This window comes from Cellulomonas sp. URHD0024, assembly GCF_000426185.1.
Lineage (GTDB): Bacteria > Actinomycetota > Actinomycetes > Actinomycetales > Cellulomonadaceae > Cellulomonas.
Genome location: NZ_KE384505.1, coordinates 1 through 1425, shown reverse-complemented (window position 1 = coordinate 1425; position 1425 = coordinate 1). Strand labels below are relative to the sequence as shown.

The window sequence follows — 1425 nt, the reverse complement described above, 5'->3', positions numbered from 1 at the left end:
GCCCGGTACGGAACCACCGGTGCTCCCCGTGGCGGGTGCTGAGCTGCCGGAGTTCCCGGTGGTAGGGGTGTCGCTGGTGGAGCTGGCGGGGTTGCTGGACGGGGTGGAGCTGGCGGACCTGTCCTTTGGTGGGGTGGTGTCGGTGGTGCAGGGGTTCGAGCAGCTGATCCGTGCCGCGCAAGCCGCCCAAGCGGTCGCGGTGCGTGAGCTGGACGTGCGCCGCCCCGTGCACCCCTCCGTGGTCCCCGACCAGCTCGCCTGCGCCCTGGTGAGCACCCGACGCTCAGCACAGCTGCTGCACGTGCGCGCCTGCCTGACAGCCACGCACCCGAGCGTGCACGAGGCGTGGGCGGCCGGGACCCTGGACGCCCGCAAGGTCGACGTGCTGCTCGCCGAGGTGATGCTCGCCGACCCCGCCGCGCGCGACACCACCGTGAGGCTCGGCCTGGCCGCCGCACCCCGGATGACCGCACCCCAGCTGGCCCGCCACCTACGCGCCGCGGTGATCGCGACCGACCCCGACGCCGCCCAGACCCGCCAGATCAGCGCCCGCGCCGACCGGGCCGTGTCCCTGACCGCAGCCCCCGACGGGATGGCCTGGCTGTCCGCCTACCTACCCGCCCCCGAAGCGGTCATGGCGTTCAGCGTCCTGGACGCACTCGCCGGGACCACACGGATCGGCGCCGACCAGCGAAGCGTGGACCAACGCCGCGCCGACGCGTTCGCCGACGTGTTCACCACCATCCTGCACCGCCAGACCACCCCGGACGGCACACCCCTACCCCGCCGCCACGGACAAGCCATCACCATCACCGTCACCGTCGCCGCGACCACCCTGCTCGGACTGGACCAGCACCCCGCCCAGCTCGGCTCCTACGGGCCCATCACCGCCGCCATGGCCCGCGAGCTCGCCCAAGACGGCACCTGGCGGCGCCTGCTGACCGACCCCGCCGGGCTGGTCACCGACGTCGCCACCACCACCTACCGGCCCGGAGCGGACCTGACCCGCACCATCATCGCCCGCGACGTGACCTGCACCTTCCCCGGCTGCCGACAACCCGCGACCCGCTGCGACCTGGACCACATCACCCCCTACGACCCATCCCAACCCGCGCACACCCAAACCACCGCCGACAACCTGCACGCCCTGTGCCGCCACCACCACCAAGCCAAGACCAAGAAACACTGGAACGTGCACCGCAACCCCACCACCGGAGTCACCTGGTGGACCAGCGCCGACGGCCTCACCTTCGCCCGCCACCCCACCCCCGCCCAGATCGACTACACCGCCCTCACCACCCACCCACCACCACCACCACGACACAGCGGCACAGCCGAGGACCGACCACCACCCTTCTGACGCAGCTGCCGCGTGCTTCGGACGCAGCTGCCGCGCGCTTCTGGCGAGTGCCGCCGGCTGCTGGC

General features: G+C 72.8%; 1 protein-coding gene. It reads left to right on the top strand.

What is annotated here, in order from left to right; all coding sequences use genetic code 11:
* Nucleotides 1-1360: HNH endonuclease signature motif containing protein (locus I847_RS25865; RefSeq protein ID WP_231384254.1), on the top strand; the 1360-nt coding region annotated here is incomplete at its 5' end.
* Between the last annotated feature and the right edge of the window lie 65 nt (nucleotides 1361-1425).